This is a genomic window from Acinetobacter sp. YH12131, assembly GCF_013418635.1.
Taxonomy (GTDB): Bacteria; Pseudomonadota; Gammaproteobacteria; order Pseudomonadales; family Moraxellaceae; genus Acinetobacter; species Acinetobacter towneri.
The window spans coordinates 1-4,670 of the sequence record NZ_VPBQ01000032.1 but is presented as its reverse complement, the minus strand read 5'-3'; the positions used below and the strand labels follow the sequence as shown (position 1 = coordinate 4,670).

The 4,670-nt window shown below is 42.7% G+C and carries 2 protein-coding genes; one reads left to right on the top strand and one right to left on the bottom strand.

Going from position 1 to position 4,670, the window contains the following annotated elements; genetic code table 11:
• On the bottom strand, positions 1 to 3,682 hold a 3,682-nt coding region (locus tag FTU66_RS13175), incomplete at its 3' end, for an ESPR-type extended signal peptide-containing protein (RefSeq protein ID WP_257222117.1).
• A 277-nt stretch (positions 3,683 to 3,959) separates the two neighbouring features.
• Between FTU66_RS13175 and FTU66_RS13170 the strand changes: the two genes are divergently transcribed.
• Entirely contained in the window at positions 3,960 to 4,415 is a 456-nt protein-coding gene (locus FTU66_RS13170) for a helix-turn-helix domain-containing protein (RefSeq protein WP_180112943.1), read from the top strand.
• The last annotated feature ends 255 nt before the right edge of the window (positions 4,416 to 4,670 follow it).

Sequence of the window (4,670 nt, the reverse complement as noted above, 5' to 3'; positions counted from 1 at the left end):
CAGCTGCCTTGGTAACTTTGTTACCTGCTGCATCAGTGTATACAACAGCTGCATTGCTATTGGCATTCGCCAGACTGCTGTCCAGTTGGCCTTTGTTGACTGCATCGCTTGCAGTGGTCGCATTGCCTACGTTGGTAATCTTGCTACCACCTGCATTGATACCACCTGTTTTAGTGATGCTTGGACCACCTGTAATGCTCAAGCCATTGGTGTTCAGGGTGCTGTCACCTGCTTTAACACTAGTCACATCCAGATTTTCCGCAAGTTCAATCGCAATTGAGCCTGTTTGATCAGTCACAGTTCTAACGTTCTTGCCACTATAGCTGCCTGCTGTAGTCGCCGCTCCGCTAATCTTCAGGCTTTCTCCCAACTTGCGTTCTACGTCTTTGGTATCACCACTTTTTCTCGCATTACCCACAAAGGTCATTGGGGTTTCCGCCGCACCTTTAACGCTTGAAATCGCTTCATCAATGGTGTTTTTACCTGTTCCACCAATATTGCTTGTCGTGATCACACCTGTGTTTGCATCAATCGTTGTTGTACCACCAATCAAATTCTTCACATTATTGGCTGTGTTATACAACTGGCTACCATTGATCGCATCGGTTGAGCTCGCAGTGACTGATCCCGCTGCAACATTACCAAGTTTGGTCGCTGTTGTAGTCGAGCCACTCGCGTTTTGAACCGAAGTGATAATGTTCGCTGCTGCAACTTCGCTTGGGCTGCCTATCAGGCTACCGTCTGCATTAACAACTGTCGCTGCATACCATTTGCCATCAGCTGCCTTGGTAACTTTGTTACCTGCTGCATCAGTGTATACAACAGCTGCATTGCTATTGGCATTCGCCAGACTGCTGTCCAGTTGGCCTTTGTTGACTGCATCGCTTGCAGTGGTCGCATTGCCTACATTGGTAATCTTGCTACCTGCTGCATCAATCCCCACTTTGGTAATGCTTGGTCCACCTGTAATGCTTAAACCATTGGTATCTAGCTTGCTATCACCCGCTGTCACACTGGTAACGTTTAAGGCAGGGTTGAGTTTAACCTGCACACCATTTGTCGTGGTTTCTGTTGTGATATTGCTATCACCTGTCACACGAATGGTCTCACCTAAGGCAAAGTTGTTTTCCGTTGTACCATCACCAAACTTAATGCCTTTGTTCGTTACATCAGTCACAGCATTGTTTAAGTCACCTGCATTTACTGCATTGTAGGCATTGTTAACATCTGTGTAATCTCCCGCACTCGCAACGTTATGCAGGCTTGTTCCGCCTTTCATATCCATCTTGCCAGTGGCTGGATCTACAACTGCTGGGGTAGCTTTTGTTCCTGCAAAAGTCACATTATTATGATCGACTTTGGTAGGGTTATTTGGATCAGCATCATATTTAACAGACATGTCAAAAGTTTGATACAACTGGCTACCATTTACAGCATCAGTACTATCTGCTGCAATACGGCCTGCTGCAACATTTTGGATTTGACGTTCTGCATTTTTCACACCAACACTTAAAACATTAAGACCTGCACCACCACCTGCAAATGTTAAGTTTCTTCCATTTACTAAACCAGAAGCTTGTTGGTATGCTGCTACTTTAGAACCTGTACCTACTGCAACACTGTTGGCAATATCAGCAACCGATCCACCGCCAATTGCAACCGCTCCAGTCGCTGAAGCGATTGAGTTTTGAGCTAAAGCCATTGAACCTGCAGCTGAGGCTTTTGTATTACCGCCGATAGCTACTGCACCTGCAGCTGAAGCTTGTGCACCAGCTGTATCATTACCACCAATTGCAACAGCATCATCATCACTCGCTTTAGCCGCTTTACCCATCGCAATTGTATTTTTATTCAATGCTTGTGTTGATGGACCAATTGCTAAAGAGTAGTCACCCTTCGCTAAAGTCCCTGCAGAACCTGGATTACCCCCGATACCTACAGCGTTTTTCCCTGTTGCAACAGCCCAGTCACCAATCGCAACTTGAGAACCCGCACCTGTTGCTTTTGCAAACCAACCAATTGCCACTGGTGAAGCCTGTGCAGTAGCTGTCGCATCTGCACCAGAACCAATTGCCACACCATTTGTACTAAAAATAGCAGTAGAATCATCTGCATTTAATGTACCTGGTGCAATACCTGAAACAGCACCTACACCCATTGAGATACCAAATACATTACCTGAACCCATTGGACCATAAACTGCAGAATTCAATCCTATTGCAATCGAATTTGTTGTCATTGCCTTTGCAGCACTTCCAATGGCAATCGTATCATTCCCTGTTGCCCATGCAGACTGACCCAATGCAATTGAATTTCCACCAGTTGATATGGCATTCCCTGTATATAAGGCTGTATATAATTGTTGAGCCTTCCCTGCATCCATAGCTATGCCATTTAGAAATCCGCCAGTAATTGCGCCTGAAGCATCTCTATTAATCACAACCTTTGCATTATTATTTGGATTTGACACTTTATTTTGCTGATCCACATTCATTGTTAATGAGTTACTAGAATCATCAAATGGTGTCACAATTTCAATTCTATGGGTACCAATTCCTTGAACAGCACCTGGCGTGGCAAGAGAGGTAATTAAGTTACCGCCTGTTACTGCATTATATAAGTTTTGTGCTTGAACGCCTGTTAAATTTGTCGTTACTGAACCATTTGTATAAGTTGCAGAAACGATATTGGTCACGTCAGTACCAACACCATCATAAAGGAAGTTTGCAGTGGACGTTTGAGAGCCATTAGCTGCGATCATACTTACATTATTTGGATATGCTGGAACCACTGGGTTTACTGTGACATAAGAGTTACCAATCTGCTGTCGAGTCGTGGTATTCGCTGGATTAAAAGCTGTTATACCATTATTGCTTGTACCCATCGCTATTGAGTTTCGCCCCAACGAAGAACTTCCTGTTCCGATTGCGATATTATTGGTATTGCTAGCAACAGCACCAACCCCCAAGGCAATAGCACCCATCCCTCTTGCACTGGTTTTACCATAGATGTTATTTGCACCAGTGAAAGTGCTACCACCCATCGCAATTGCACTATTGCGTGTTGCTTCTGTATTTCCACCAATTGCAACTGTATTACCAGCAGTTGAACTTGCTGCATTACCAATTGCAACTGAGTTAACACTAGCCGCATTTGCTGAAGTACCTATTGCCACAGTATTCGGATTTGTCGCATTTGCTGAGGTTCCTATAGCAACCGAATCTGTTCCTGTCGCATTGGCTTTCGAACCTATTGCCGTTACCCCTTCACCATTTGCTTTTGCTTGGTAGCCAATAGCAAGTGATGATTTTGCTACATTACCTGTATTATTATTCGCATTTGCACCATTACCAAAAGCGATACTATTTATTCCATTGGCAGTAGCTGAATTACCAATCGCTAAAGCATAAGCACCTGTGGTTTTTGAAACTCCAGTCGATGTACCAACTGCAATACTTGTCGCATCTGTATTCAATCCAAATGAGTCCTGCCCAACGCCTGTAGCATTTCCTGCACTCCATGCAGCGAATGCTTCTGGACTAAATGACACCATTAAACTTACCGTCGCAGCAGCCATGATCTTGGTTACTTTCGATGACTTTGTTTTGCCTTTTGCAATCTCAGACACCGCCACCCAAGTACCCAAGGTTGCATTCCAAATCACTTTATAAATCTTATTCATTAGATATTCCTCTTAGGGTGACGCCAAGAGCCTTTTTAGAACCCTTACAAAAGCGTCTAAAATCACACAGAATGAATTACAATTAAATAACGAACCACTTCAAAAAGCAAAATAAATATGTGTCTTTGTTTGCATTTATTTATATTTTAATGATCTTATTCAGAATCAATTTTAAACAGTTCAATATTTAATCACATTTAATTAAAAATAACTATTATAAGTTGACAAAAATAACTAATCATGCGAAAAAGTTTTTTTAGTTAACAGATGTTCACACATGCCTCGAATTGTTTCTGTACCACTTAGTTTAGAACAGCGAGAACGACTCATTTTTCTGGCCAAACATGCAAAACATTGGCGTGAAAGACAACGTGCCCAAACTATTCTCTGGCTTTCCGAAGGTAAAAGTGTTGCAGAAGTTGCCACTCTACAAGAACTTATCCCAGAAACCATAAGGCTACAACGCCGACGTTGGGAATTGTATGAGTTTGAATCGATTAAAGAAGGTCATCGCTCAGGTCGACCCAATACATTGATCTCAGACTATCAGGCGAAAATCTTAGATTGGGTCAATACAAGTCCACTCAATGCAGAACAAATCCGAGTCAAACTACATGAAGAATACGAAGTGTCCGTGCCTGTTGAAACCATTCGTAAGTTTTTACGTGATTCAGGTATGGTCTTCAAGCGTACCCGTCATAGCTTGAAAAAAAAGAGATCCGATTGCATTTGAACAAGCAACACAGCAGATTGAAGAATTACGAGAGCAAGCGGCACGTGGTGAAATTATATTAGGTTATGTTGATGAAACAGGGTTTTCATCTACACCTGATAACCGCTATGCGTGGACAAAGATAGGTAATGTTCATGCGGTTGATGCAATAAGATTAAAACGAGTTAATGTCATGGGGTGTTTGCTTTCAACGGGGAAACTGGTGACAAGTTGTTTACAAGAGTCAGTTACAAGCACTTGGTTTTATGCCTATTT